We start from the raw sequence: 26,667 nt of genomic DNA on the forward strand, positions 1-26,667 counted from the left end.
AGGATGAGGGCGCAAGACATGGTTGAATTGAACAATAAAAAACGTGAATTTCTAACACCTGAAAACGAAGCTGCTTACGGTGATATGTTAGTATATCTTCGGTTATCTAACGTACCCGAACATCAAGTAGAAGAACTTTTATTAGAAATATTAGATCATCTCATCGAAGCACAAGCAGAAAATAAAAATGCTTATGCTATTTTCGGAAATGATTTACGATCTTACTGTGATGAACTTATATCAGCTTTACCAACCCAAACAAAGCTAGAAAAAACCTCTTTAATCGGTTTTGTTATTAGCTTACTTCTTGCTATACAGTTTGGAATGGATGCACTTGTTTCGACTTTCATTTTAATCTTCGGGAAGAATATCGAACAATTAAGCCCAGCTTTTAGCATCCCTGGAACCACTTTGTTCGTTTCACTTATTATGCTAGGCATACTTTTCATTTTATATTTATTAAAGCGCTATTCCTTTGATCAAACGATGAATTGGAAAAGAAGGATTCTATTTGGATTTGCATTTGCTACTCCATTTTGTTCAGCTGTATTTTTAAATTTCTACTTTAGAAAACAACCTTATCTCATTTATCATCTAACCTTTTGGCAAAACACTTTAATCGCTATTCTATTTTATATTTTATATAAATTACTATACAAAAAATCAAATTTTTAACAGCCTTTCAAAAGGCTGTTTTTCTTCTGTCTAATTTTACAAATTGAAAAATTTCATAAAGAAAATAAGAAAAATGCAAAATAATTAAAGTTAATTGTTGACGTGATGCTTTTATTATCGGTATCATAAATCTTCGTGAGCAATTATTTTTCGTTATACGATTTTTTTATTATTACTGAGTTTTTGAGAGGAGAAATTTGATGTCAGTTAAGAAGAAAACGCAAGTACGCACCGGCAAAATGGTACGTGAACTAATGTTAGCAGACGAAGATGTAAATGCTTCGCTAATTATGGTATATAGTGAAAACGGTGTAAACGCAGAAATTAAAATCGAGGGCTTAACGCCGAAATGTAACGAAGAATTATTTTTGAGCGGAAACGTGGATTGGAACAAGAGTGTTATTTATAAAATTGTTGATTTCACTGGGAACGCGGAAGTTGGTAAAGTTACATTAACAGCGATGAATAAGAACAATGTTTCTCTAGAAATTGAACGCGTTATGTGGAGCAAAGAAAATAAAGAAGCTGCTGAGCAAGAAGAAACAGTTGTAGAAGCTACTCCGAACAAAGAAGTAGTTGTAGAGGCTCCTAAAGCAGTTACACCCGCTCCTAAACCTGTTATGCGTGTAGAAACACCTGCTGTAGCACCTAAGCCTACTCCGGTACCAACGCCGAAGTCAGTAAGTGTTGAAGCAGCTGTAGAACTATCTACTCCAGCACCTATGAAAAAAGCAGTACCTACTCCAGTTACAAAGCAAGAGACAGCACCGGTTACTCCTGTAAAACCGAAACAACCTGCTTTGACTGAAACAAATACAAAACTACAAGAAAATTATGTTAAACTTGTGAAAAAGACAATTGAAGTTTGTCAAGATTACGAGCTTGGCATCGACATAGATGATTCTATTGAAGGATTAAAAAAAGAGCTACAAAGCCAAGGTATTAGCGTTACATTCGACAAAGAAATTATGGACGCTGTAAATCGCCTTCGTTCTTTACAAGATAAAGGAATCAAAGTAGAAAAAGTACTTAATTTACTATAAAAATAAGGAGATGGCGGTTGCCATCTCCTTATTTTTTATAATTCCATTCATTACTTTCGTACTTCTCTTTTGCTAAAGTTTGAACTTCATGAAGCTGTTCTTCTGTTAGTTCATACGGCACAAGCTCTATATCTAAACCTTTTTCAAATCCAGTTTCAAACGCTTTAATTAACTGTTCAATCGTAAATGTACGGTCTGTTAATTCATTAATCGCTACCGCTTTAGAAGAAAACATGTTTTTCATACGCTCTTTTACACGTTCATTCGGGAATAAAAATAGATCGTATAACTCATCTAAATCTATTTCTAACGGAATCGAACCGTGCTGTAAGATAACACCTTTTTGACGTGTTTGAGCACTACCTGCGATTTTTCTTCCTTCAACTACAATTTCATACCAAGATGGTGCATCAAAACATACTCCTGAACGCGGATTTTTTAAATTCTCACGATCCTCTTCTGTTTTCGGAACTGCATAATACGCTTCTAATCCTAATGCCTTAAAACCGTCTAATAAGCCTTGCGAAATAACGCGGTATGCTTCTGTAACTGTTTTTGGCATATTTGGATGATCTTCAGACACAATAACACTGTACGTTAATTCTTTGTCATGTAGTACACCCCTGCCGCCTGTTTGACGACGAACGAATCCATATTTCTTTTCGTTAACTACATCCATATTTATATCTTTTTCAACACGCTGGAAATACCCGACTGTTAATGTTGGTACTTCCCATTCGTAAAAACGAATTGTTGGTGGCATTTTCTTTTCACTTTGCCAATTTAATAAACATTCATCTAACGCCATATTAAATGCTGGTGAACATTGACCAGAGTTAATATAACACCATTTTTCTTTTCCCATCCTGCACCTCATATAACCAATTATTTTTCACATCCTCTAGTCTACCAAATTCGACAAAATTTGTGAAAGAATACGAAATTTCTTCTTATATACAAATGAATCTGTTGCATAAATACATATGAGCATTATAATATTGAAAGTAGGATAAGAAAAAAGGGAGCGATAGAATCGTGTCAACAAACTTGATTATTATACTAGCCGCAATTGCAGCATTCATCGGCTACACTGTATGGATGTATTTCTATCAGAAAAAATTAATTAAAACACTTTCAGAAGAAGAATTTCGCGCTGGCTACCGTAAAGCACAGCTTATCGATATTCGCGAAGCGGATGAATTTAACGCGGGACATATTTTAGGTGCGCGTAACATTCCATTATCACAAATTCGCCTTCGCTACAAAGAACTTCGCGAAGATCAACCTGTTTATTTATATTGCCAAAGCGGATTCCGTACAGGTCGTGCAGCTCAATACTTAAAAAAACAAGGCTACAAAGATTTCTACCAATTAAAAGGTGGATTTAAATCTTGGTCAGGCAAAATTAAAAAGAAATAACATACAAAAACTAGCTGCACGATACAGCTAGTTTTTTCATTCCATATTGTTTGCAATGTACAGTAGATTTTGTTTAATCACATCTTCATCTTTCTCATCTACATTACGATATAATAGCTGATATTCAATCCCCTTCTCTTTCCATATAAGCGTAGCAAATTCGTCCCCTCGCTCGTAATCATCCTTATTTTTAAAATAAGCAGGTGCTCCATTATTCAATTTCATTTGTTCTTGAAATCGATTCTCTTCTACGAGGTATGGAAAGCTGTAAGAAAAGTTGGCCACTGTTAATTCTATATAATCATGCCTTCCTTTCTCTTGTTGCTTATATTTAATCGTTAAGACAGCATTCTTCTTTCCCATCGTTCTTACCTCTCCCTGCACATCACTCGTAATGTCATAAGGTAAAAACGTTGGAACTTTAAACTTCGCCGGAAAATATTTTGGAAGTTCCTTTAGCGGAATCGGATCAGTAACACGGTCCTTAGCCCCTCCTGTTGTTCCTACAAATGTTTTTTCTTCTTGTATCGTTTGCTGAAATGAACATGAGCTAAGTATTACACTAGAAAACACGAAACAAATGATTCCTTTTTTCAATTTGTTTCCGCCCTTTCATACCGCTCTCTTAACGAACGAAGCGTTTATACTCTCTTCTATTCGCTTCGTTATCAAACACCTCCTCCGAAAACTTTCCACGTTATTCTCACACATTTTGACAAAAATTCTTTGCAGACATAAAAAAGACCTCTCTATTCTTACGCCCAAATAAAAAGGTTACGCGAATAACAGAAGTCATGCTTATAACATAGATTGTGAAAAGCTTTTCAGGTCAAGATTTTTTCATTCTTATTATTTTCCCCTTATAATTAAGTAAAGAGGTGATACATATGGCCAATATAAAACAAATTGCAAAAACTGCTGGTGTATCTATATCAACTGTTTCTCGTGTCCTGAATAATCATCCTTACGTAAAAGAAGAAAAGCGTAAGCGTGTTCTAGATGCAGTTGAAGAATTGAACTATGCAAAAAATATTAATGCTATTCATTTAATAAAGGGCAAAACATATACAATTGGGGTTATGCTCCCTTTCATTAATGTCCCTTACTTCAGTACCATTATTGAAGGAATCGGAAACGAAGCGTTAGCAGCTGGATATCACATTAATTTATGCCAAACAAATTACGATAGTATTGAAGAAATTCGCGTTCTTGAAATGATGAAAATGAAGCAATTCGACGGGATGATTATTTGCTCTCGCACGAGTTCATGGGAACAAATTGAACCGTTCGCAAAATTTGCCCCTATTATTTCATGTGAAAAAATGAACCACTCCCTCATTTCATCTGTCTATGTAGATCATTACGAAGGATTCCGTCTCGGTACTGCATATTTACTAAGTAAAGGTCATGAAAAAATCGGCATTTGTTTAGCAAGAAAAACAAGTGTAAATTCGATTGAACGTGAAAAGGCTTTCGCCGATACCCTTCGTCACGAAGGAAAAACAGTACATCCTGATTGGATTTTTCATCAATGTTATACGATGCAGGACGGGGCAAAAATACTTCATCGTATTTTAAACATGAAAAATCGTCCAACTGCTATTTTCACAGCGAACGATCAAGTAGCTGCTGGTTTATTAACAGAGGCAAAAAAACATGGCATTCGCATACCTGAAGACCTCGCTATCCTGGGATTTGATAACCACGAAATTTCAAAAGCATTAGAAATTTCAACTATTGAACATCCCGGTCTCACGATGGGATCACGTGCTTTTTCTTTATTCCATAAACAGAGGCAAAACGAACAAATTATTGGGAACTCAGAAGAACTTTCATTCCATTTAATTGAACGAAAAACAGTCTGAAAAGGAGCGTTAATTATAGCGCTCTTTTTTTCAACTCTTCACCTATTGACTTTATATTTTTAATCTCATATAATTAACCTAACGAACGGTAGGTAGGGGGATGGAAATGACAGCAAACCGCATTAAAGCTGTAGCACTTTCTCATTTCGCACGCTACGGCTACGAAGGAACTTCATTAGCAAATATTGCTCAAGAAGTTGGGATTAAAAAACCATCGATTTACGCACACTTTAAAGGTAAAGAAGAGCTATATTTTACATGCTTAGAATCAGCTCTTCAAAAAGATTTGCAGAGCTTCACAGACGATATCGAAAATTTTTCAAAATCGTCTACTGAAGAATTGCTCTTAAATTTGTTAAAAGGCTATGCGAAAAGATTTGGTGAAAGTGAAGAATCAATGTTTTGGTTACGAACTTCTTATTTTCCGCCGGATGCATTCCGCGAACAAATTATTGATAAAGCGAATGTACACATTGAAAACGTCGGAAAACTTTTATTCCCTGTGTTTAAAAGAGCAAGCGAACAAGATGAATTGCATAACATTGAAGTAAAAGACGCTTTGGAGGCTTTTTTATGCTTACTTGACGGCCTTATGGTTGAACTACTATACGCAGGTTTAAATCGTTTTGAGACACGTTTAGAAGCTTCTTGGAAAGTATTTTGGCGCGGACTTTCAAACTGACGGATTGCTCCTTTGCAATGCGTCGTTTTTAAGCCCTTTACCTAACGACTGGTAGGAAGGAGAAATGACATATGGCATGGATTTATGTAATCATAGCTGGTATTATTGAAATCTTTTGGGTGATTGGACTAAAACACGCGGAGACACCACTTGAGTGGATAGGTGTTGCTCTATTAATCACAATTAGTTTCGTCTTATTATTTAGAGCTTATAAAGATTTACCTGTAGGTACTGTATACGCAGTCTTTACAGGAATTGGAGCTGGCGGAATCGTTCTGACAGAGATTTTCGTTTTCGGAGAACCTTTCTCTATCGTAAAAGTATTATTAATCGGTTTAATCTTCTTCGGAGTAATCGGCTTAAAACGAGTAACAGAAGAAAAAGAAGCGAAGGAGGCTGCATAAAATGGCTTGGGTATTTTTAATTCTAGCTGGTATTTGTGAAATTGTTGGTGTACTCTTTATGAAAGTAGCCACTGAAAAGAAAGGCTGGGCACCAAAAGTAATTTTAATCGCTAACTTTGGCGTAAGCTTCTTCTTCTTATCTCTTGCAATGGACACATTACCGATGGGAACTGCTTACGCAATTTGGACTGGAATCGGAACTGCCGGAAGTGCACTTCTAGGTATTCTTATTTTCCGCGAGTCAGCGGATTGGCGCCGCCTTGCCTTCTTAAGCTGCATTCTATGCGGTGCTGTTGGCTTAAAACTATTAGGCTAACGTGAGGTGAATGTCATGTGGAAAGAAAAAGGAAAACAAATCTTAACATGGATCACACTTGGGATCGTCATTCTATTGCAAATAAGTTTTCATATAATAGAATGGCTGTTTCATAAAGTATTATCCATTCTTACATTCCTTCCTAACATGGCACTTGAAATTGCATCTATCGCTTGGTCAATTATTGCCTCCATTACAATCGTGATTATATGGAGTATCGCCAAGCTATGGAACAAGTTATTTAAAAAGGACAGTTACTCTGAAAAAGAGTAACTGTCCTTTTTTATATTGATTCAGACTTTCTATAGAAGTTTGATGCGATAAGACAAAGCAGACCAACTACGACAACACTCATACCAATCCCTTTATGCAAATTAGGAAATGGCGATGGTATATCTGAGTAAAAATTTGCTAATATGAGACCAATTGAAAATAAAAGTACTCCTATTCTATATAACCATTTTCTTTTTTTCATCATTCTCCCTCCTAAAATTTTTCATACCCTTCTTTCTTTTGGACATACTACCTAAAAAAGGAGTGGATAGTATGCAGAATTCTATACATAAACAAATCCTATTTTTATTTTTCCTCTTTCTCATTCTCGTTATCGTTTTCAGCTTTATATTACATACTCCGAAAGATGTACCTAATAGCGTTTCTTTGTATAAACTTTTGCTCTCGTATTGTCGTTATTGAAGAAGGTGCCTTTTACGAGGCACCTTTTAAAATTCTCTTTTTTCATATACTCTTATTGAAACGAAGGCAGATACTATGAACATGCATATTGAACTAACGAATAACACGCTGTTATATAGTTGAATTTGTTCCAGGTTGATTTGAAAGAACGTCTCTACAATAACAATCGGTGCTATAAATATGAATATCGTAATAAAAACAGTTTTTTTATATGCTAACCAAAACGATATCGGTAAAACAAAGCTTAAATACACTAAAGTAAAGCTAATACTAGCAACCACTGTCGTTTCAATAAATCCAAATACATTAGCTCCATTCTTCATTCCCATCGTGAAACAACCAATCGTTACACTTATGAAAAGAATAATAATTGCTACTATATATTTCGCACACACAATTTGTTTTCTCAATATTGGCAAACTACTTAATATAACTTCACTCTCATTTTTACTATCTGCTTCAAATATTTTTACTGTTGCCCCGACTGTAAAAATTACTGACATAATTATGAATAAATTTTTCGTATCTGTTAAGACCATATAAAAGAAAACAGGATACAGTATGTACCAAATTAAAAATTTCCATTGAACGATGAAATCTTTTAAAATAAGTTGTTTCAAAACTATTCTCCTCCCCTCACAAATCACGCTCATTATACAAATTAATTGAGAGTACCATTGACATAATATATAAAAGAAGAAGTCCTACTATAAAACAACCATTTACGACTAGACTCGTGCTCCAAACATTCTCTACATCTAACCATACGTTTCACCCCTCCTAATATGAAAATGTCCCTTCTATAACTCTGCCTCCTGAAACATTTTCATTGAGAGAAACATTGATATGACTATACTTACTAATACTCCGATACCAAGAACACTCATTGCTAGTGTAGCCTCTTGAGAGTGGAGTACTTTTAACATAATTGTTTTATCACCAAAAACATTGCACATAAGACCAATCATACCCATTAAAGGAAAAAGCATAATCACATTCAAGACAGTAATAGCTTTATATCCCCCAATGTAATTAGTAGGTATCGTTACTACACAATAAATTAAAGTTGCTACTATTGCTGAAAACACTGCATATCCAGGCATAACTATATCCCTGTCCAACAAAATATTTTTTAATATTACGACTATAAAAGTTGCACTCAAACCAGCCATAATAAATAATGTGCTTGAAATATATTTAGCTATAACTATCTCTTGTCTTGTTATAGGCAAACTCACTAATACTTTTTCTGCTTTACTTTTCTCGTCATAATAAAAAGAAATATATATAATCGTACTACATGTTATAAATAATCCTATTGCAATCCCCATTGGTTCGACGGAATTCTTAAAAATAGATAAAATGGGTATTAAAAAATAGAAAGGAAACATCTTCTTTTGTAAGAAAAACTCCTTCAAAATCAACTGTTGCATCTGAATTCTCCTCTCTATAAATCACGCGTTTCATAAATTTTAATTGTAAGAAACATAGAAGCAATGTAAATACTAACTAATGTAATGAATCCAACTATAAATACACCAATATGCATAGGATTCATAATCCACTCAATGAATGAAGGTGCTGTTTCATTCAGCCCATCACTAATAAACATCCAAAAAATTACACCCACTCCCATTGATGCTGCTGATACTATACTTCTTACTACCTTCGATTTTGTACCGTAATAACTAGGGAAAAGTATCACAACAAAAAACAAGGCGTAAACAGCTCCATTTATTACTTCATACCATGGAATTTCAATGTATAGATTAGGATGATAGGCACCGATATCACCAATGACCACAATGCCTCTCATAAGAAAAACAACTAACATCGTAGAGAGTATGCCACCAACAATGAATATTGCACAGGAAATATATCTAGCAATGATGATATCCTTTCGGCTTACCGGTAAACTATTTATAAAAATGTCACTTTTATTCCTTTCATCCATAAAGATTAACGTCATAACCGAGGAAAGGGTTATAAATAAACAACTCATCGGAAATAACAATTCACCACTTGGCTCTAACATAAAGAACAAAAGAGGCATAACAAAATTCACTAACCACGTTACCCGAAAAAAGAACAAATCTTTATATATGAGCTGACGCATAGGCACCTCTCCCTTTCGCAGTGTATACGATGATGTCATCTAATTTAGGCTTTTCTAGTACAACCTCATTTCCAAACCAGTCTATAATTGCTTGTTTATCCTTCGCTAAACCTTCGAAACCAAACTTATTTTTTCGTAATCCAACAAATAGCTCTTTTCCTTCTCGATCTAATAAATCATTACTTCCCTTTACGATTACGTAGTTCTCCATTAATTCGTCCTTCTCACCAGTAAATATAATTTCTCCATCATTGATGAACGTAATATAATCTGCAATACGTTCTAAGTCTGTCGTAATGTGCGTTGAGAATAATACAGATACTTCATCCTCCATTACAATTTCTTGCAACATATCAAGTAATTCACTCCGTACAACTGGATCTAATCCTGCTGTCGGTTCATCCATAATGATAAACTCTGCGTGGTGTGAGAGCGCGATGGCAATCGCAAACTTCATTTTCATCCCTTTAGATAACTCTTTAATTTTTTTATACTTTGGAACCTGTAATCTCTGCATATACGATTGATACTGATTTTCGTCCCACTTTTTATATAACGGTGCAATAATACGCTTCATTTGCTCACACGTTAAATCTTCATAATAATGGTTTTCATCATATACAAAACCGATATTTTGCTTTATTTCCTTTTCAGCTTTCTTATTGTCCTTGCCAAAAATGTTTATATCGCCACTATCTTTTCTAATTAAATTCATAATCATTTTGATTGTCGTACTTTTCCCGGCTCCATTCGGTCCGACAAATCCCATAATATATCCACGTGGCAGCGTAAAACTTATATTTTTCACTGAGAAATCTTGATAACTTTTACAAACGTTTTTTAGCTCTAACATCTTTCTCATTCCCCCTCGTATAAACACGCAATCATCTGTTGTAATTCTTCAAGTGAAAGGTGCAACACTTTACTTTCTTTTACGATTTCTTCAGCTTTACTTTCCAATAGACTTAACCGCTGTTCTTTTAATATTTCATTATTTTTACGTGAAACATAAGTCCCCTTCCCAGCAACAGTTTCTATATATCCTTCTTTTTCCAGCTCCTCGTACGCACGCTTCGTTGTAATTACACTAATTTGTAATTCTTTCGCTAAGCTACGAATAGACGGTAGCTTATCTCCCCCCTTTAAACCACCATTTAAAATAAGCTGGCTTAATTGTTTTCTTATTTGCACATAAATAGGGTCTTGGGAAGAATTCGAAATAATAATATTCATGTTTTCCTCCAGTGTGTATATACTGTGTATACCTTATATACACAGTATATACACAACATCCTATTTTTGGCAAGAAAAAAAGACCAACATTTTCCTGTTGATCTTTCGTATATGTATCACTTTTCAAAGCGATCTAACATCTCGTCTCTCATTCCGAAACTAACAACCGCAATTCCTACATACATAAACAGAAGGAATGCCGGATGAACTGTATTGTACCAGCTGCTATCAACAATTAAATAAATCGTTAACGCCACAACAAGAACAAACGCTAAAATAAACATATAAAAGTGTCTTGTATTATCCATTATAAACTCCTCTCTTCTCACTTCACCATTCAACAGTATATTGTATCGAATAATTCGATATGACTCAAGGTTAACTTTCTGTTATGTAATCAAGTTCTACCTTTACAATGTCCTCACACGCTATTGAAATGATTGTTCCTTGTTTATCAATCGCTGTCACTTCTCTATTATCCATTACACGGTGCGCTACTCTTTCTAACACTTTTCCTTGGTCTCTGTAACAAAATTCTTTTACATCTTTAATTGTTTCTCCATTTTCTAAATGGTATACCATTCTATAGCATCGATATCCCACGCTTCCACCCCCGCCTTGCTCGTTTTTTCACATATACATAAAAATGAGTAATTTCTACCTCATCACATCTTCTTAATTTCAATAAAATTCTAACAAAAATAAATACTTTTATCAAACCGACTTTTTCAACAAAAACACCTATAAAACCGCATCTTTACAGCAATATGAAACAAAAAATATAAATTTTTAACATTTTTTTCATTCTATCCGCACCAATGTTGCAAAAAAAAGAACCCGCATATAGCGAGTTCTTTTTATTCCAATCACACTTGTACAGGTGCTAGCTTTTCATAACGTAAAACTGGTTTACGAGCAGCCAATGTTTCATCCAAACGTTTTATTACCGTTGTATGTGGTGCTTCTTGTACAACTTCTGGATTTTCTTCTACCTCTTTAGCAATCTGAATCATCTTATCAATGAAACCATCTAATGTTTCTTTTGACTCTGTTTCTGTTGGTTCAATCATAATACATTCTTCCACATTTAATGGGAAGTAAATTGTTGGTGGATGGTAACCGAAATCAAGCAGACGTTTTGCAATATCTAATGTACGCACACCAAGTTTCTTTTGACGACGACCTGATAATACAAATTCATGCTTACAATGTCTATCGAACGGAAGATCGTAGAATGGCGCTAATCTTCTCATCATATAGTTCGCATTTAATACAGCATACTCCGTTACTGCACGTAGTCCATCTGGACCCATAGAACGAATATATGTGTATGCACGAACATTAATTCCGAAGTTACCATAGAATGGTTTCACACGCCCAATTGCTTCTGGACGATCATAGTTGAAGTGATATCCATTTTCCGTTTTCTCTAAAATCGGTTTTGGTAAGTACGGAATTAAATCAGCTTTCACACCTACTGGACCAGAACCTGGTCCACCGCCGCCATGCGGACCTGTAAATGTTTTATGAAGGTTTAAATGCACAACGTCAAATCCCATATCTCCTGGGCGCGCTTGGCTTAATACAGCATTTAAGTTTGCACCATCATAGTATAATTTACCGCCTGCGTTATGGACGATTTCTGCCATTTCTAAAATATTTTCTTCAAATAGGCCTAATGTATTTGGATTTGTTAACATAAGTGCTGCTGTTTCTTCGTTTACAACACGTTTTAAATCATCTAAGTCAACAAGACCATGTTCGTTTGATTTTACCGTAATTGTTTCAAAACCAGCTACTGTTGCAGACGCCGGATTTGTTCCGTGAGCAGAGTCAGGAACAATTACTTTCGTACGGTTAAAGTCACCATTTGCTTCATGGTATGCACGAATTAACATTAAACCTGTCCATTCTCCGTGTGCACCAGCTGCTGGTTGTAATGTAACAGTATCCATACCTGTAATTTCAATTAAATGTTCTTGTAAGTCGTACATTAATTCCATTGCACCTTGCACTGTTTTTTCATCTTGAAGTGGATGAATATTTGCAAAGCCTGCGAAACGAGCTACGTTTTCATTAATTTTCGGATTATATTTCATCGTACAAGATCCAAGTGGGTAGAATCCAGAATCAACGCCGTGGTTACGGTTTGAAAGCGCTGTGTAATGGCGCATAATATCAAGTTCAGATACTTCTGGAAGCTCTGCATCTTCAACGCGAATATAATCGCTCTCAAATACATCTTCTAATTTCACTTCTTCTACATCTAATTTGGGTAAGCTATATCCTACGCGCCCTTCTTTAGTCACTTCAAAAATAAGTGCTTGGTCTTGGTTCTTCATTGGATAGCCCCCATTTCGTTTACAAGTGTGTCAATTTCCTCTTTTGTACGAAGCTCAGTTACTGCTACAAGCATATGATTTTCATGCTCTTTATAATCACGGCCTAGGTCGTAACCGCCGATAATATTCTTTTGGATTAATACATCATTTATTTCTTTAACTGGATGTTTGCAATCTACAACGAATTCATTGAAGAATGGGCCAGCAAATGTTACAGTGAAGCCTTTTGCTTCGAATTGACGTTTTGCATATTGCGCTTTAGAAATATTTTGACGTGCCATTTCTTTCACACCTTGTTTTCCAAGTGCAGTCATTGCAACAGAAGCTGCTAATGCATTTAACGCTTGGTTTGAACAAATGTTAGATGTCGCTTTATCACGGCGAATATGCTGTTCACGCGCTTGTAACGTTAATACAAACCCACGTTTACCATCTGAATCTACAGTTTGTCCGACAAGACGTCCTGGAATTTTACGCATAAATGCTTTCGTTGTTGCAAAGTAACCACAATGAGGTCCACCAAACTGCGTTGGGATACCAAATGGCTGTGCATCACCGATTACAATATCAGCACCAAATTTTCCTGGCGGTGTTAATGCGCCTAATGATAATGGATTTGAAGAAACGATAAATAATGATTTTTGTTGATGAACGATTTTTTCGATATCAGCTAACTTTTCAACTTGTCCGAAGAAGTTTGGATATTGAGCGATTACGCAAGCAACTGTATCATCTACTTCACTTTGTAATACGTCTAAATCTGTTACACCGTCTTTATGATCAATTTCAACAACTTCAAGATTTTGACCTTTTGCATATGTTTCAAGTACCGCTCTTGATTCTGGATGAACTGCCTTAGATACAAGAATTTTCTTTTTGCGTGTATGACCAGCTGCTAACATTGCCGCTTCAGCTAAAGCTGTACCTCCATCATACATAGAAGAGTTTGCTACATCCATCCCTGTTAATTCACAAATCATTGTTTGGAACTCAAAAATTGCTTGTAGTTCCCCTTGTGAAATTTCTGGTTGGTATGGTGTGTAAGCTGTATAAAATTCTGAACGAGAAATAACATGATCAACAATTACTGGAGCATAATGATCGTATACACCTGCTCCTAAGAAAGAAGCATATTCTTTTAAGTTCGCATTTTTGCTAGCCATTTGAGATAGCTCTTTTAAAAGCTCTGGCTCTGATTTTGCTTCTTTAATTTTTAAATCCCCTTTAAAACGAACACTCTCTGGAATATCAGAGAATAACTCATCAATCGTTTGAACGCCGATTGTTTGTAACATTTCTTTTTTGTCTTCTTCTGTCATTGGAAGATAACGATGCAACATGAAATCTACCCCTCTCCCCGTTACTTTGAACGTTTATAAAATGGTGTTGGAACAACTACTGCTTTGACGCGTTTATTACGAATTTCAATTTCTACTTCTGTATCAACTGCTGCGTATTTCACATCAATTAGTGCTAAACCAATGCTTTTCTTTAACGTTGGAGATTGTGTACCACTCGTTACTTCCCCGATTTTTTCTTCTCCTATAAATACAGGGTAATGCGTACGAGGAATACCACGTTCGATTACTTCGATGCCGACTAATTTACGAGATGCACCGTTTTCTTTTTGCTCTTTTAACGTTTCTTTTCCAAAGAAATCTGCTTCTTTATTTGGTTTTACCGCAAAGCCAATTCCCGCTTCAATCGGTGTAATATCTTTTGATAACTCTTGTCCGTATAACGGAAGTGTTGCTTCGAAGCGAAGTGTATCACGAGCACCTAAGCCACATGGTTTTAATCCCTCTTCTTCTCCAACTTCAAGAAGTTTCTCCCAAAGTTTTGCAGCATCTTCACTCTTACAGTAAATTTCGAATCCATCTTCTCCTGTATAACCTGTACGAGATACAAGTGCAGGAATTCCATCTACAAGAATATCGTTTTTAAATTTAAAGAACTTAATTTCTTTCAAATCTTCTGACACAACTTTTTGTAAAATGTCTTGTGCTTTTGGTCCTTGAATTGCAAGTTGCGCAACTTCACTAGAAACATTGACTACTTTTGCATCGCCTATTACATGACTTGCTAACCATTCGTAATCTTTCTCGATATTTGATGCATTGATTACTAATAAATAGTCTTCTTCACCACGTTTGTAGATTAATAAATCGTCTACTGTGCCACCATTTTCATAGCACATAGCTGTATATTGTGCGCCCCCTACTTTTAAGGTAGATACGTCATTTGTAACAACACGTTGTAAAAATGCTAAACTATCTACACCCTTTACCTCTACTTCTCCCATATGAGATACATCGAACAAACCTGCTTTTGTACGTACAGCTTCATGCTCTTCTTTAATGCTTGAAAATTGAACTGGTAATTCCCAACCACCGAAGTCGACTGTTTTCCCACCATACTTCGCGTATACATCAAATAACGGTGTACGTTGTAATGTAATCATGCTCTTTCCCCCTTATGCTCTGACAAATCAATAAAAGTTGCTTCCCATATCTAAACATTTTCATTCTGAAAAGATAGGATATACGGAATCTCACTATATTTTTTTATGAAAGCGTAAATAAAAAGTTACTTTCTTGGATAAAATACGAAAGATTCCACACATTTCACACCATTATCCTAACATCATTCGCTATATTTCATCAATATTCTAGCATAAAAAAAAATTTAGAATTTTTTATTCTTAATCATATTAAATACAACTTTCGAGATTTAGTCCTAAATCATTGCCTATTCTTTAACTTTTAGTAATTGTGATAGTGCCTTATTACGAGGCTTATAATAAAGATTTTTAAAATAATCACTTTAGTTTATAAAAGGTGGGAGAGTCTTAATGAATGTCGATATTTCCGTAGATCGAACGTGGCAAAACAATTTTTTAAAAAGAATTGATGAAGATGGTCCTTGGACAAATTGGGATTTATATCATTTAGCTTATAAAACAGAGAAATCATTACTCGTTCCTACTTTTGATGGATTGCAAGCACCGAAACATTTATCACATTTCACGCCGCTTCCGCATCAATTGGAGGTTGCTCAAAATGTCATTGAACAAATGAATGGTAAAGCGATTCTAGCAGATGAAGTTGGACTTGGAAAAACGATTGAAGCTGGACTTATTTTAAAAGAATATATGGTTCGAGGACTTGTAAAAAAGGTACTCATTCTCGTTCCAGCTTCTCTCGTATCTCAGTGGGCGTATGAACTAAACACAAAATTTTTTATTCCTGCGGTCGCTCAAAAGAAAAGTTATTCTTGGGAACAAGCTGATGTCATCGTTTCATCAATCGATACTGCGAAACGTTCACCGCATCGCGATATCGTTTTAAACCTAGAATATGACCTTATTATTATCGATGAAGCACATAAACTAAAAAACAATAAAACAAAAAACTATGAATTTGCACAGCGATTAAAAAAGAAGTTTTGTTTATTACTAACTGCTACTCCTGTTCAAAATAAAATTGATGACATCTTCAACCTCGTTTCTTTATTAAAACCAGGTCATTTAGGCAATCAATCTAATTTTGAAGAATATTATGCTTCAAAAAATCGTTCCACTGAATCCGATGAAGATTTAAAAGCTCTTATCAATAAAGTAATGGTTCGAAATAGACGCCATAACACTGGCATTGATTGGCCGAAGAGGCATGTACGAACAATCTTCGTTGAATTTAATGAAGAAGAACAAGCTTTGTATAATGAAATTGAAAATTGGCGTGAACAAAATGCCTTCACATCTGCTTTCTCATCCTTAACTTTAAAACGGGAAGCATGTAGTAGTCGTGAAGCTGTTTACTATTCATTAAAAAAACATGTAGAAAAACGGCAGAAAGAAAATGAGCATTACATAAAGGACCCACATATTGATGTGCTTATGGATAAAATTAATCATATTCCGTTTAACTCCAAAGCAAATAAAGCACTAGAGCTTATAAAAGAAATTGACGATAAAGTCATTATTTTCACTGAATATAGAGCTTCACAAATGTATTTACAATGGTTCTTACAACAACATGGCATTTCCTCTGTACCATTTCGCGGTGGATTTAAGCGCGGGAAAAAAGATTGGATGAAGGAGCTTTTCCAAAATCGTGCCCAAGTATTAATTGCGACCGAAGCTGGTGGTGAAGGAATTAACTTACAATTTTGTAGCCATATGATTAATTACGACTTACCGTGGAATCCAATGCGACTTGAGCAAAGGATTGGACGTATTCACCGTCTTGGACAAAAAAATGATGTTCATATTTATAACTTAGCAACAAAGCATACTGTTGAAGAGCACATTTTAAAACTACTATATGAAAAAATTAATTTATTTGAACGTGTAATCGGTGAACTCGATGAAATTTTAACGAGAATCAACATGAAAAATATTGATGCGCATATTCAAGAAATTTTCGCTCAGTCAAAAAGCGAAGGTGAAATTCGAATCAAGATGGAAAATTTAACATCTATTATTGATTTTGCGAAGCGCAATGAAGCAGAGGTGCAGGACTATGCAGCAAAATGAAATTCATAATTACTTATACAACTTTTTTGAGGCGAATAACTGCGAAATTTTAGAGCGTTCCCCTCACCTATTAGACGTGCAGTTAACAATTGAAATGGATAAATTGTTAATGAACCGCCCTTTCTATTGGCACTATCTTGAAAAAACAGGCGGCGTTCCGAACCCGATGCGCCTTACTCTTATTACAAATCCAGAAAACAAAGAAAACGACGGTGAACTTATTCATTACGGTTCACCCCGTTTGCATCAAATATTTGAAACGACAAAAGAACTAGGTTCATACATACGTTTATATGAGGAAGTGAAACATAGCGGGGCAACTCATACCCCCCTTCATCCTTGGCTTGGTGTAAATATAAAAGTATCTTATCAATGCGACCGAAAAAAAGACATGCTTCATTCCATCGGTATTCATCTTATTTCCGGGACAATGATTGCAAACTTTCATGACACTTTAGCAGAGATCAAGCTCACACCGAAAATACCTGATTTTTGTTTTACGCTCTCACCTATCATTAAGCCACAAAGTGGCTTACAACGTATAGAAGATACTTTAAAAAGTATAATCGCTGAAGATGACCACACGTGGGCAAAAGAAGCGAGAGTGCGTTGGAATCACGATTTAGACCTTTTAAATCGCTTTTACGAAGATAGCGATAAAATTCCAGAAAGCTACGAAATTGAAAAGCAAGCATTACAAGAACAATACGAACCACGTATTACAATACAAATTATAAACGGTGGTCTCTTTTATATTACCGCAAATCATTTTCTATCTTAAAGAAAGCTCCTTCAACTATGATATGATCCCCTTATAGTAGACAGGAAAAAGAAAGCACATTACCCTGTTTACTATGGAGGGGATTTTTTATGGGGAAAATTAGAGTCACTTACGATGTATAATTTAAGAAACAAGCTATAGATTTATACTTAAAAGACGGCATGAGTTATAAAAACATTGCGAAAGAATTAGGTATTCATCACTCGGTTGTAAGTCGTTGGGTGAAACACTTTGAAGCTGAAGGAATCAAAGGACTAGAAGAAAAACGCGGTAAAGCGAAAGGACCAGGTTTAGGTAGACCAAGGGTTAGACCCGAAGATCCAGAAGCTAAGATCAGACGATTAGAAGCGGAAAATGAAATGTTAAAAAAGCTCTTAGGGATGTAAAAGGAGGAATGAAAGTCGTATCCAAAACGAAAAAATTCGAAGTCATCCATGAAATGACAAAAACAGGTTATACAGTGACCATTCTATGCGATATTGCTGGTGTAACCAGAAGTGGGTACTACAAATGGATAAAACGGCATACGACGCCTTCAAAAAAACAATCAGAGGATATCGAAATTAAGAAAAAGATATTGGCGTGTCATAAAAAATTAAGAGGAATTTATGGATATAGAAGAATACAAGTGTGGCTGAAAGCCACATATAACCTTTATTTGAATCATAAGCGCATCCAAAGATTGACGCGTGAACTAGGTATCAAAGCCGTAATTAGGAAAAAACGACCTTATTACGGAAAAAAAGAAGCTTATGTGATTTCAGAGAACCATCTAAATAGGGAGTTTCAAGCTTCAAAACCGAATGAGAAATGGGTAACCGATATTACCTATTTGATTTTCAATGGACAGCGCTTGTACTTATCCGCTATTAAGGATTTATACAATAATGAAATTGTTGCCTATGAAACCAGTCGTAGAAACGACTTGAAACTTGTGTTAGATACACTGAAAAAGGCAAAGAAAAAACGAAATGTGAAGGGAATCCTCTTACATAGTGATCAAGGGTTCCAGTATACATCTCGTCAATATAATCAATTACTTAAAAAATATCAGATGAAGGCAAGTATGTCTCGAAGAGGCAACTGTTGGGATAATGCTTGTATGGAAAACTTCTTCAGTCACTTTAAGGCAGAGTGTTTTCATTTACACTCCTTCCATAAAGCGAATGAGGTCAAACTTGCCGTGCGTAAATATATGCACTTTTATAATCATCAAAGATTTCAAAAGAAATTAAATAACCTGAGTCCATATAAATATAGAACTCAGGTTGCTTAGTTGCGCTTTTTAAATACTGTCTACTTGACAGGGGTCACTGCACTATTGAAGGAGCTTTCTTTAAGATGTTTTTCCATCCTATTCTCTATCGTCATTACGCTCTTGTTGTTTTTTCTCTGTCATGCGTTTTTGATATGCACGATCCTTCGCACTTACATGATTTGCATCAGTTGGAAGGTTTTCTTTTGAACGCCCAATTCCATTGCTCATCTTTTCCCCTCCTTTTTACACACTTCAAAATGCACCTTTATTTTCAGCTAAAAGCACAATCCTTATACAAAAAAAATAGGAGTAGCAATTAGCTACTCCTAGTCATTCACGTATTTTTGAAACATATCATGGATGCCTTGATTTACGAGGTTCGAGATCTGTTCGTCAGATTTATTCGGATAACGATCACGCAATCTGATAGATGCCTTCACCATTAAATTTTCTAATACAGAACGGCCACCTTCTCCATAAATAATTTCAGCATACTTAACAAGTCTTCCATCCTCTAATGTTGCTGGATTATGATTGAAGAAAAATTTACTCATTGTCTCCACCTCTCTTTTTGATAACGTTTACATTTATATAGATTATTTATGTTATTTATTTCACAATATTGTATGCATATATATTTAATTAGTTTCATTATAAAGCAACATATCAATAGTAAATATGTGATTTTCCGTCCATTTTGTGAACAAACCCAAAAATGAAAGCGTTTCCTTTATTATATACTAAAAAAACTTACTACGCTAGGGGCAATTTTTCAGTCTACCAATCATCTACTTTTCTTTTTTTTATTAAACCTTATACAATTTTCAGAAATTATATTATAAAATATATGTATGACTTAAGGAGGATTTGTATGAATCAAAATAAAAAAGCTATATTAGATCTTGTCTTTTATCTCGTATTCCCATTCCTCATTTGGAAATTTGCAAAACCTTATATCGATCCTTATTACGCAATGTTAATTTCCTCTGTTCCGGGGATTATTTATACACTGTATACCTTTAAAAAAGAAAAACAGTTTAACGTTACAGGGTTCTTTATTTTAATTACACTCATTTCTAATACAACGGTAGACTTAATATCTGGATCAGCGGAACGAATGCTATGGAATGATGCATATTATCATATCGTACTTGGCTGCATCGTTATATGTACAATCTTTATAAAAAAACCACTTATGTTATATTTCGCAGCGGACATTTCAGCACTGCAAGGCCATGACCGCGATAAAAGTCGTGAGCTTTACCGGGATAGTCGCATATATCCAGCACTGCAATATTTAACACTATTTTTCGGTCTTCAATTTATATTAAAAAGTTTCTTAAAAATCTATTTCATCTCTGTTTTCGGTGTGGATGGATATGGTGAAATGAGAGCTATTATGACCGCTGTTGGCTGGGGAATTTCTATTTGTATCGGAATTGGGTTTGTCTGGGTAAACAATAAAATACATGCAGTTACTGAGGAAAAAGAATCCGTGCAGTAAATAAAAATCCCCTAGTATAGGATACTACTAGGGGATTTTTATTTTGCTAGACATATTACGAAAAAGTTAGCTTGATTTTTTTCTTTTATTTTTTACATTTCGATAAAACAAAGCAGCGCTCAGTGGCATAACACCAAACCATTTATTTAAGAATGGCTCTTTCTCCGCACGACGTTGTTGTTTCTGTTGTTTTCGATCCTCTTTTGGAGCATCCATATATGACACAAATTGCTGTGTCACAAAGCGTACATAATCATTAGTAGACATATTATCATCACCTCTACTTGATTAGTATGTCCACTTTTTTATTCATTAATCTTTTCCTTTAATTCATTCATAATTTTTTCGACCGACTTATTTGTCGTATCGATATGAATATCAGCCTCTTCATAATAAGCTCGGCGCGATTCAAATTTCGTTACAAATGCATCTATATCTTTCTTCTGAAATAGTGGACGTGTCGTATCTTCACGAAGCCTTTCTGCAATTACATGTGGATCACAATATAAATACACAACAGTTCCATTTTCCTTCATCCACTTTCGATTTCCTTCTCGTTCAATAATCCCTCCACCAGTTGTAATAATTACATTTTGAACCGGTAGTGAACGTAACATTTCACTTTCATATTCCCGAAAAATCATTTCGCCTTCTTCTGCAAAAATATGCCGAATCGCTTTCTCTTTCTGCTCTTCGATTTTTTGATCTGTATCTACAACATCCATTTGAAGTTCTTTACTTAACGCTTTTCCAATTGTTGTTTTCCCAGCTCCCATATAGCCGGTTATGTATATAGATTTCATTTTCGTTCCTCTCAATCATCCGTTATTATTTGTTATTATAACAAAAGATGTTACTTTATTTATTGAACTACCCCCACTTATCACTCTAACGAGCTGTTTGAAGTGGGGGGTCTGTCGGGAAATGATAAAAAAAACGTTTTGTTCTTCTTATAAAATGAAGAACAAAACGTAATATACTCGCTTTTACTTATAAGTACCTCTTCTCACCCACTGCGTTGCAATCCATTTCTCACCTTTCGTTACAGGTGCCCCTCCATGTAACGTAAGCTCATTTAGTGATTGGTCTTGATAAAAATACTCAAAGTATACTGCCATTCCTTTTCTAGGGTGCACAGAAAGGTTTAATTTCGGGAAGAATGTTTCCCCGCCTTCTTCTACATCATTTAAGTACATCACAAGAGTACTGATACGATTATTAGCAGCTGATCTACTATGTTCCGCAAAATAATCATAGTGTGCTTTATATTGTTGATCCACTTCATAATTTAAAATGTGCAATCCTTCTCCATGCGCTACAGGAACATTCATGATAGATGAAATTCGTTTTTCAATCTTCGAAGTAAGTTCATTGTCTTCCAAAAATGCACCACTACTTGTCCGAATATCATTTACATCACGTGATGAACCAACTTTAGAACGTTCTATTTTATTTTTAGACATTTCAATTAATTCATCGCACTCTTCATCGCTTAATACATTTCCTAATACGACAATAAGTGGTTCTTCGAATTTTGAAATAATTTGTATTTCCCTATCTTCTGTCATAAACGCATTTCCTTTATGATCAAAAATAGTTTGTTCCTTATTTTCACCTATTTGATTGTTATTTGTCATTTCTTTATCTCCCTAGAAAAAATGATTGGATAGCATGAATATATCATATTCTTTCTACCTTTCTCTTTTTTGAGAAAATTTAAACTTTTGAACATCATTTTTATCCTTTTCCATAAAGAAATTGACTCATTCCACAATAGGAATTAAGGGGTCTCTCCCCGTATTTTACATCTTATCCTTCTACCCAATCCAATATTTTATTATCCCTTTTCCTATAGCGAAAGCTCACCTTATAGAAAACTCTCTGTTTTGTAACACATTGCAACGAAATGATAATACCATCATTTTCAAAGATGTACTTCCCACTCACTTCTCCTCTTTCATACTGAAATAAAAAAACATCCTCTTTTTCTTTTTGCTGTAAGTCTTTTTTTATATCTGAAATAGCTCGATCAACAAGTTCCTCCATGAAAAAACTTTGTTCTATTTCAGAATAAAATTTTTTATCCGAAAGTAACATATTCGTTTCGTACATCAAAAAAGAAATGAATAAAATAAGAAAAATAATTGTTCCTGGCATTGCAAATCCATCTTGTTTTCTCATGTTTCTATCTCAATTTCACTATAGCGCACAGCCACGCCTTCATATATTTCACCACCTATATCTTTCACATATATATATAGCAAATGAGGTGTTAATTTATACGAAATCGCTTCAATCCTTTGTAATATAAATTCCCTGCCGCGCATATTTACTTTTCTTATTAAATTACTATTCACCTTTTCATACGTCACCTGATCACCATTACGAAGTTGGAAGCGTAAAATATTCCCACCATTTTCTAGCGCTATCTTCCTCCCACTTGATACTTCACGAAACTCTAATTGCATTTGTCCTAAAAACACATCCCACTCCCAGTCATTTAATCCGTTTGAATGTGTATTTTCTATCCCCATAATATGAAGACGCGGTAAAAGTAAAAAGAACATTGATAAAAGCAACAAACATGCAATCATTTCTATTAATGTAAATCCCGCTTCTTTTTTATCTTTTCTCTGCATAAAGGCATTGCTCCATCGCTTTTCCTCTCATATCTTTCCACATCGTACAAACTTCATCTCCTCTCCAATATGTGTAATATACAATTCCTTTTATGACTTGCTCTTTTACTCGCTTTTCTTCATTCTCATACTTAAATAAGGCCGCTTCTTTTTTTAATAATATTAATGCTTTATAGCTCATTTTTATATTTTTTCTTTCTTGCATAATTAATAATGTTTGCGGGAGCAATAACGATACCGCCATCATTATTAAACTTAACGCTACAACCATTTCAACCATTACTGATCCTTTTTGACACTTCACGATACGTAAATCTCCCTCTTCCAAGCTGAAATACAATCTCATATTTATACCCTCGATAGGAAAGTAAAATCGTACCACCTCTATTAATATTTCCGCTCGGATTATATGTCATTGGATTTGAAAAGGTATGCAAATCAATTTGGATATCTTTATCATATTCTCTCTTAGCAATTAAAAATCCGGTCTCCGATTCCGAGATATAATACATATGTTTCTCTTTAAACCAGCGTAACGTATAATGTTTTTGACGCTTAATCGCCAACTGCTGCATATACAAAATATCATTTGAAAACTGCTTCAAAAACTGCTCGGCTCTTTGCTTTTCATGTAATGAAGTAACGTTAAAATACGTAACAACACTCAGTACAGAAATAGCGAATAAGACAAGTAGCATTTCTAAAAGAGTAAAACCTTTTTGCTTCACGATTTCCCAGCTGATACCGTACCATCATCGGAAATATGGATGGGTTCACCTTTCGGGCAAGTTTTAGAAGTAATATACTTTCCTGTTTCAAGTTCCTCTATTGATGGAATCTTATTATGCTGCAAGTGATATGCTTGTATTTGTGCTTCTATAGATTTCACATAGGCTGCACATCCTTTTCCTTGGACGGATGAGCGCTGTGTAACTACATTTGGAATAATTAATAGTAATAATACAGTTATGACAACCATAACTAATAACATTTCTAAAAGAGTAAAACCCTCCTCATTCTGCATGTAAATGCCCCCTAAATAGAATTCATCATTTGAAACATCGGCATAATCATCGCTAAGTACATCAAAATAACTATACCCCCAAGACATGTAAATAAAATGGGTTGAATCACAAATAACATACGTTTAATTTTTTCTTCTACCTTTTCAATAATGAGCTCACTGTAATCACCAAGCTCATTTGCTAAATTACCGTTTGCTTGTCCATGTGTAATGATATAAGAAAGTTCTTTCTCGTAATAACCGCTTTTATCAATAATAGATTGTAACGGCTCTCCTGCAATTAATTGCCGCTCAATTCGGGCTGCTTCATACTGAAAGAACGGATGATACTTTTGCTTCATCATTATTGTTAATGCTTCGTGTACCGACAATCCACCGTGTAATAAACCACTTAATTGAGCGGAAAAATAATGCGAATGCTTTAAAATAAGAAATGTTTTCATAAGGGGAATACGGATCATAATCTTTACCTTTTGAGTAGGCGGAAGTTTTCGGAAATAAAATATATATAAACTAAATCCCGTTATAATGATAAGAAAAATGATATAAATAAAGTAGGGTAATAATTTAATTGCGACTAAAATTTGTTCCGTAAGTGGTGGTGCTGTAGAACGTAAAGAACTATACATCATTTCAAACTGAGGCAATAAAATGAGGTTAAAGACAAACAGCATAATCATTAAAAAAAAGGTTAAAAACATAGGATACCGCATTACTTTCATCACATCTTTCCTATACTTATCCTTTTTATAAAGAAGCACACTTCCTTGTTGTAAAGCAAAAGAAATGTCACCGTGTCGCTCTGCATAAAATAAATAACTTAGCATCTCCGGATGAAACATTAATTGATCAAAAGAAGCATGCAAACTTTGTCCATTTTTCAATCCCTCAATCATACGCTGTAACTGCAATTTCTTTCCTACTGGTAATTGGAACTGCAAAAATTCTAATGCCTGTAAAAGTGAGTGACCTTTCTCTAATAATCCCCCTAGCCTTTTCAACAATAATACTTGACCACTTAAACTCCATTTTCTCTTAAACATAAATATCTTCTTCTAAAAAACCTAAAGCATATCCTTTTCGCACTGATGCTTCCAATGTTTCATAGTGATACGTAACATGTTCTCCGCTTGCTTCTTTAATCGCTTGTTTTAATTCATATCCATATAACAGTTCATAAATACTCGCCTGCCTTACTTGCCTCATTGATTTACATAAAGTTGAACACTTCCCTCTGCAAAACGGACATTTTAATTCGACGAGCCGCTGAGCAGCTACAGCCAATAATGATTGTTCAATTTCTTGCCTTGTAATACCATAATCCATAAATCGTAATATCGCCCCTTTCGCGTCATTTGTATGCAACGTCGTCATTACTAAATGGCCTGTCAAACTTGCTCTTACAGCTACTTTTGCTGTTTCTTCATCACGGATTTCACCAACTAATATAATATCTGGATCATGACGTAAAATAGCCTTTAATCCTGTCTCATATGTGATACCTGCTTTTTCATTAATTTGAATTTGTAATAAACCGTCCTTTCTTCTCTCAACTGGATCTTCAAGTGTAACGATGCGACGTGTTTGCCCTTTTCTAGCTACTTCTAATAACGCATACATTGTTGTTGTTTTTCCAGAACCAGTCGGCCCAGTAAATACGAGTAATCCATGAGAATGCTTTAAAAAAGAGAGTAATTTTTCCGCTGAACTTGGAAATAACGAAAGATGAGACAATGGCTGAACAGATGCTTGTAAATGGAGGCGAATAACGAGACTTTCTTGATATACTGTTGGAAGTGTTGAAAGGCGTAAATACACTTCTTGTCCATCAATTTGTAAGTACAACGAACCATTTTGAGGTTTTCTCCTCTCTCCTATATCCATTGATGCTAAAAACTTAAAGTGCGAAACAAGCTTTTTTCCAAATTCCTTTTCAATACACCGTTTCGTAATTAAATCTTTTCCTATACGTAATTGAATTGCCACATCCTTCTGCCTGGGCACAATATGTAAGTCCGATGCTTGCACCCCACAAGCTTCTTTCATAATCGTATTCGCAAAAAGCTCGATACCATTCATCAAATTCCCCTCCTCACCATGTATATATCATGAAGAACTAGAAAAGAAAAATTAGGA

The 26,667-nt window shown here is 34.9% G+C and carries 38 protein-coding genes and 2 pseudogenes; 14 read left to right on the forward strand and 26 right to left on the reverse strand.

Going from position 1 to position 26,667, the window contains the following annotated elements:
• Positions 1 to 3 precede the first annotated feature (3 nt).
• Together KPL75_RS07735 and KPL75_RS07740 are read left to right on the forward strand one after the other, a co-directional pair.
• Positions 4 to 675 carry a DUF1129 domain-containing protein gene (locus KPL75_RS07735; RefSeq protein WP_219920150.1) on the forward strand — a complete coding sequence of 224 codons (672 nt, stop codon included), beginning with the start codon at positions 4 to 6 and terminating at the stop codon, positions 673 to 675.
• Positions 676 to 875: 200 nt separating this feature from the next.
• Positions 876 to 1,718: a hypothetical protein gene (locus tag KPL75_RS07740; protein WP_219920151.1), complete on the forward strand. Its 843-nt coding sequence runs from the start codon at positions 876 to 878 to the stop codon at positions 1,716 to 1,718.
• A gap of 28 nt (positions 1,719 to 1,746) precedes the next feature.
• On the opposite strand, the gene KPL75_RS07745 is transcribed toward KPL75_RS07740, so the two are convergent.
• Entirely contained in the window at positions 1,747 to 2,583 is an 837-nt protein-coding gene (locus KPL75_RS07745) for a lipoate--protein ligase family protein (RefSeq protein ID WP_002167688.1), read from the reverse strand.
• 170 nt (positions 2,584 to 2,753) lie between these two features.
• Here KPL75_RS07745 and KPL75_RS07750 point away from each other — a divergent pair, with 170 nt between their 5' ends.
• The gene (locus KPL75_RS07750; protein WP_071747101.1) at positions 2,754 to 3,137 is read left to right on the forward strand and encodes a rhodanese-like domain-containing protein; all 384 of its coding nucleotides are present in this window, start codon (positions 2,754 to 2,756) and stop codon (positions 3,135 to 3,137) included.
• Positions 3,138 to 3,173: 36 nt separating this feature from the next.
• On the opposite strand, the gene KPL75_RS07755 is transcribed toward KPL75_RS07750, so the two are convergent.
• Positions 3,174 to 3,710, reverse strand: a complete 537-nt coding sequence (locus KPL75_RS07755) for a DNA polymerase III subunit delta (RefSeq protein WP_219921081.1) — start codon at positions 3,708 to 3,710, stop codon at positions 3,174 to 3,176.
• Positions 3,711 to 4,024: 314 nt separating this feature from the next.
• Here KPL75_RS07755 and KPL75_RS07760 point away from each other — a divergent pair, with 314 nt between their 5' ends.
• The 5 genes from KPL75_RS07760 (at position 4,025) to KPL75_RS07780 (ending at position 6,677) form a co-directional block, all read left to right on the forward strand.
• Positions 4,025 to 5,002, forward strand: coding sequence for a LacI family DNA-binding transcriptional regulator (locus tag KPL75_RS07760; RefSeq protein WP_219920153.1), 978 nt, complete (start codon positions 4,025 to 4,027; stop codon positions 5,000 to 5,002).
• A 100-nt stretch (positions 5,003 to 5,102) separates the two neighbouring features.
• Complete coding sequence (locus KPL75_RS07765) at positions 5,103 to 5,684, forward strand: TetR/AcrR family transcriptional regulator (protein ID WP_199708804.1); 582 nt, start codon at positions 5,103 to 5,105, stop codon at positions 5,682 to 5,684.
• Positions 5,685 to 5,755: 71 nt separating this feature from the next.
• Positions 5,756 to 6,088 carry a DMT family transporter gene (locus tag KPL75_RS07770; RefSeq protein ID WP_219920154.1) on the forward strand — a complete coding sequence of 111 codons (333 nt, stop codon included), beginning with the start codon at positions 5,756 to 5,758 and terminating at the stop codon, positions 6,086 to 6,088.
• 1 nt (position 6,089) lies between these two features.
• Entirely contained in the window at positions 6,090 to 6,404 is a 315-nt protein-coding gene (locus KPL75_RS07775; protein WP_002122482.1) for a DMT family transporter, read from the forward strand.
• 15 nt (positions 6,405 to 6,419) lie between these two features.
• Positions 6,420 to 6,677, forward strand: a complete 258-nt coding sequence (locus KPL75_RS07780; RefSeq protein ID WP_193656123.1) for a DUF3975 family protein — start codon at positions 6,420 to 6,422, stop codon at positions 6,675 to 6,677.
• A 10-nt stretch (positions 6,678 to 6,687) separates the two neighbouring features.
• Here the strand turns inward: KPL75_RS07780 and KPL75_RS07785 are convergent, their stop codons facing one another.
• The 12 genes and pseudogenes from KPL75_RS07785 to gcvT form a co-directional block, all read right to left on the reverse strand.
• The gene (locus tag KPL75_RS07785) at positions 6,688 to 6,879 is read right to left on the reverse strand and encodes a hypothetical protein (protein ID WP_219920155.1); all 192 of its coding nucleotides are present in this window, start codon (positions 6,877 to 6,879) and stop codon (positions 6,688 to 6,690) included.
• Positions 6,880 to 7,126: 247 nt separating this feature from the next.
• On the reverse strand, positions 7,127 to 7,753 hold the full coding sequence (locus KPL75_RS07790; protein ID WP_219920157.1) for an ABC-2 transporter permease: 627 nt from the start codon (positions 7,751 to 7,753) through the stop codon (positions 7,127 to 7,129).
• Positions 7,737 to 7,871: pseudogene (locus KPL75_RS07795) on the reverse strand (ABC-2 transporter permease); the annotation flags it as partial. The pseudogene KPL75_RS07795 and the gene KPL75_RS07790, both read right to left, overlap by 17 nt.
• A 29-nt stretch (positions 7,872 to 7,900) precedes the next feature.
• A complete protein-coding gene (locus KPL75_RS07800) occupies positions 7,901 to 8,533 on the reverse strand; it encodes an ABC-2 transporter permease (protein WP_219920159.1) in 633 nt (210 codons plus the stop codon).
• A 14-nt stretch (positions 8,534 to 8,547) separates the two neighbouring features.
• Positions 8,548 to 9,216 carry an ABC-2 transporter permease gene (locus tag KPL75_RS07805; RefSeq protein WP_219920161.1) on the reverse strand — a complete coding sequence of 223 codons (669 nt, stop codon included), beginning with the start codon at positions 9,214 to 9,216 and terminating at the stop codon, positions 8,548 to 8,550.
• Positions 9,197 to 10,069, reverse strand: a complete 873-nt coding sequence (locus KPL75_RS07810; protein ID WP_219920163.1) for an ABC transporter ATP-binding protein — start codon at positions 10,067 to 10,069, stop codon at positions 9,197 to 9,199. Before KPL75_RS07810 ends, KPL75_RS07805 begins: the two co-directional genes overlap by 20 nt.
• Before the next feature lie 5 nt (positions 10,070 to 10,074).
• Positions 10,075 to 10,449, reverse strand: a complete 375-nt coding sequence (locus tag KPL75_RS07815; protein ID WP_219920165.1) for a GntR family transcriptional regulator — start codon at positions 10,447 to 10,449, stop codon at positions 10,075 to 10,077.
• A gap of 116 nt (positions 10,450 to 10,565) precedes the next feature.
• Positions 10,566 to 10,757, reverse strand: coding sequence for a hypothetical protein (locus KPL75_RS07820; protein WP_002160499.1), 192 nt, complete (start codon positions 10,755 to 10,757; stop codon positions 10,566 to 10,568).
• Between the two features lie 70 nt (positions 10,758 to 10,827).
• Positions 10,828 to 11,031, reverse strand: coding sequence for a DUF3929 family protein (locus tag KPL75_RS07825; RefSeq protein WP_000262495.1), 204 nt, complete (start codon positions 11,029 to 11,031; stop codon positions 10,828 to 10,830).
• A gap of 284 nt (positions 11,032 to 11,315) precedes the next feature.
• A complete protein-coding gene (gcvPB, locus tag KPL75_RS07830) occupies positions 11,316 to 12,791 on the reverse strand; it encodes an aminomethyl-transferring glycine dehydrogenase subunit 2 (protein ID WP_002122485.1) in 1,476 nt (491 codons plus the stop codon).
• On the reverse strand, positions 12,788 to 14,131 hold the full coding sequence (gene gcvPA / locus KPL75_RS07835) for an aminomethyl-transferring glycine dehydrogenase subunit 1 (protein WP_219920168.1): 1,344 nt from the start codon (positions 14,129 to 14,131) through the stop codon (positions 12,788 to 12,790). Before gcvPA ends, gcvPB begins: the two co-directional genes overlap by 4 nt.
• A 20-nt stretch (positions 14,132 to 14,151) precedes the next feature.
• Positions 14,152 to 15,252, reverse strand: coding sequence for a glycine cleavage system aminomethyltransferase GcvT (gene gcvT / locus KPL75_RS07840; protein WP_070144844.1), 1,101 nt, complete (start codon positions 15,250 to 15,252; stop codon positions 14,152 to 14,154).
• 390 nt (positions 15,253 to 15,642) lie between these two features.
• Here gcvT and KPL75_RS07845 point away from each other — a divergent pair, with 390 nt between their 5' ends.
• The 4 genes from KPL75_RS07845 (at position 15,643) to KPL75_RS07860 (ending at position 19,382) form a co-directional block, all read left to right on the forward strand.
• Positions 15,643 to 17,325 carry a DEAD/DEAH box helicase gene (locus tag KPL75_RS07845; RefSeq protein ID WP_219920170.1) on the forward strand — a complete coding sequence of 561 codons (1,683 nt, stop codon included), beginning with the start codon at positions 15,643 to 15,645 and terminating at the stop codon, positions 17,323 to 17,325.
• Entirely contained in the window at positions 17,312 to 18,106 is a 795-nt protein-coding gene (locus KPL75_RS07850; RefSeq protein ID WP_219920172.1) for a YqhG family protein, read from the forward strand. Before KPL75_RS07845 ends, KPL75_RS07850 begins: the two co-directional genes overlap by 14 nt.
• Positions 18,107 to 18,243: 137 nt before the next feature.
• Entirely contained in the window at positions 18,244 to 18,492 is a 249-nt protein-coding gene (locus KPL75_RS07855) for a helix-turn-helix domain-containing protein (protein ID WP_219921082.1), read from the forward strand.
• An 8-nt stretch (positions 18,493 to 18,500) separates the two neighbouring features.
• A complete protein-coding gene (locus KPL75_RS07860; protein WP_219920174.1) occupies positions 18,501 to 19,382 on the forward strand; it encodes an IS3 family transposase in 882 nt (293 codons plus the stop codon).
• Positions 19,383 to 19,460: 78 nt separating this feature from the next.
• Here KPL75_RS07860 and KPL75_RS27400 read toward each other — a convergent pair whose 3' ends face one another.
• Positions 19,461 to 19,592, reverse strand: coding sequence for a hypothetical protein (locus KPL75_RS27400; protein WP_000064671.1), 132 nt, complete (start codon positions 19,590 to 19,592; stop codon positions 19,461 to 19,463).
• Positions 19,593 to 19,690: 98 nt separating this feature from the next.
• A complete protein-coding gene (locus KPL75_RS07865) occupies positions 19,691 to 19,918 on the reverse strand; it encodes a hypothetical protein (protein ID WP_219920176.1) in 228 nt (75 codons plus the stop codon).
• Positions 19,919 to 19,990: 72 nt separating this feature from the next.
• Here KPL75_RS07865 and KPL75_RS07870 point away from each other — a divergent pair.
• Together KPL75_RS07870 and KPL75_RS07875 are read left to right on the forward strand one after the other, a co-directional pair.
• A pseudogene (locus tag KPL75_RS07870) lies at positions 19,991 to 20,108 on the forward strand (GTP pyrophosphokinase).
• 127 nt (positions 20,109 to 20,235) lie between these two features.
• Entirely contained in the window at positions 20,236 to 20,868 is a 633-nt protein-coding gene (locus tag KPL75_RS07875) for a VC0807 family protein (RefSeq protein ID WP_215586842.1), read from the forward strand.
• Positions 20,869 to 20,934: 66 nt separating this feature from the next.
• Here KPL75_RS07875 and KPL75_RS07880 read toward each other — a convergent pair whose 3' ends face one another.
• From KPL75_RS07880 to comGA, 10 genes are all read right to left on the reverse strand, one after another.
• Positions 20,935 to 21,135: a YqzE family protein gene (locus tag KPL75_RS07880; RefSeq protein WP_002015009.1), complete on the reverse strand. Its 201-nt coding sequence runs from the start codon at positions 21,133 to 21,135 to the stop codon at positions 20,935 to 20,937.
• A gap of 38 nt (positions 21,136 to 21,173) precedes the next feature.
• Positions 21,174 to 21,671 (reverse strand): shikimate kinase, encoded by a 498-nt coding sequence (locus KPL75_RS07885; RefSeq protein WP_219920178.1) that lies wholly within the window; start codon positions 21,669 to 21,671, stop codon positions 21,174 to 21,176.
• Positions 21,672 to 21,854: 183 nt separating this feature from the next.
• Positions 21,855 to 22,505 (reverse strand): 2OG-Fe(II) oxygenase, encoded by a 651-nt coding sequence (locus tag KPL75_RS07890; RefSeq protein ID WP_219920180.1) that lies wholly within the window; start codon positions 22,503 to 22,505, stop codon positions 21,855 to 21,857.
• Between the two features lie 172 nt (positions 22,506 to 22,677).
• Positions 22,678 to 23,049 (reverse strand): competence type IV pilus minor pilin ComGG, encoded by a 372-nt coding sequence (gene comGG / locus KPL75_RS07895; RefSeq protein WP_219920182.1) that lies wholly within the window; start codon positions 23,047 to 23,049, stop codon positions 22,678 to 22,680.
• Positions 23,046 to 23,507, reverse strand: a complete 462-nt coding sequence (comGF, locus tag KPL75_RS07900) for a competence type IV pilus minor pilin ComGF (protein ID WP_219920184.1) — start codon at positions 23,505 to 23,507, stop codon at positions 23,046 to 23,048. The genes comGG and comGF overlap by 4 nt, the downstream gene beginning before the upstream one ends.
• Positions 23,491 to 23,787 (reverse strand): type II secretion system protein, encoded by a 297-nt coding sequence (locus KPL75_RS07905; protein WP_219921083.1) that lies wholly within the window; start codon positions 23,785 to 23,787, stop codon positions 23,491 to 23,493. The genes comGF and KPL75_RS07905 overlap by 17 nt, the downstream gene beginning before the upstream one ends.
• Positions 23,780 to 24,235, reverse strand: a complete 456-nt coding sequence (gene comGD, locus KPL75_RS07910; protein WP_219920187.1) for a competence type IV pilus minor pilin ComGD — start codon at positions 24,233 to 24,235, stop codon at positions 23,780 to 23,782. The genes KPL75_RS07905 and comGD overlap by 8 nt, the downstream gene beginning before the upstream one ends.
• Positions 24,232 to 24,531 (reverse strand): competence type IV pilus major pilin ComGC, encoded by a 300-nt coding sequence (comGC, locus tag KPL75_RS07915; RefSeq protein ID WP_002088623.1) that lies wholly within the window; start codon positions 24,529 to 24,531, stop codon positions 24,232 to 24,234. The genes comGD and comGC overlap by 4 nt, the downstream gene beginning before the upstream one ends.
• Before the next feature lie 11 nt (positions 24,532 to 24,542).
• Positions 24,543 to 25,580: a competence type IV pilus assembly protein ComGB gene (comGB, locus tag KPL75_RS07920; protein WP_309137454.1), complete on the reverse strand. Its 1,038-nt coding sequence runs from the start codon at positions 25,578 to 25,580 to the stop codon at positions 24,543 to 24,545.
• The gene (gene comGA, locus KPL75_RS07925) at positions 25,567 to 26,610 is read right to left on the reverse strand and encodes a competence type IV pilus ATPase ComGA (RefSeq protein WP_219920191.1); all 1,044 of its coding nucleotides are present in this window, start codon (positions 26,608 to 26,610) and stop codon (positions 25,567 to 25,569) included. Before comGA ends, comGB begins: the two co-directional genes overlap by 14 nt.
• Between the last annotated feature and the right edge of the window lie 57 nt (positions 26,611 to 26,667).

It is taken from the genome of Bacillus sp. NP247 (genome assembly GCF_018966865.1).
Classification (GTDB): domain Bacteria; phylum Bacillota; class Bacilli; order Bacillales; family Bacillaceae_G; genus Bacillus_A.